1 protein-coding gene is annotated in these 487 nt (G+C 42.9%); it reads left to right on the top strand.

Translation table 11 applies throughout. The annotated features are described in order from the left end of the window. A partial coding sequence (locus ACJ5GX_RS06060) for a hypothetical protein (RefSeq protein ID WP_495292809.1) occupies window positions 1–193 on the top strand: 193 nt, incomplete at its 5' end. Window positions 194–487: the final 294 nt, after the last annotated feature.

Raw genomic sequence — 487 nt, forward strand, 5'->3', positions numbered from 1 at the left:
GAGAGTAATCGTTAATAAGATGATAGATGGTAATAAAGATTACAATTATCAAAAGCTCTTTGGAATATTTTGGCAGCAACGCTCCCTGTTAATGCAACATCTTGCACTGCGCTCGCCAATCCGCTTGCCAAGGGGGAGTCCCACATCCAGCATTGGACTGTTGTTAATGTCAAATGTTAAGCCTCAAATTTAGTTATTAGACGCTGCGATAACGATCGATCACTTAGGGCCGATATGAGACGGGGGTATATTGAACCAAGGAGCTGTAATTATTACGGAGAAAGAACCCTTCGCATTGTTGTACCTAGGTTATGTTATACCATTGATATACTTAATTAAAGTATAAGCATAAGAATAGATAATAATACTGCGTATAGAAACGAAACTCCTTTGTCTGGGCCCCAAAAGCCGCGCTTTAAATACCTACTTCCCCCCGCAGCCCGTAACGCCCCGCACTCTCCCACGCTTTAAGTCGGGGCTATCACGT

It is taken from the genome of Wolbachia endosymbiont of Tuta absoluta (assembly GCF_059414725.1).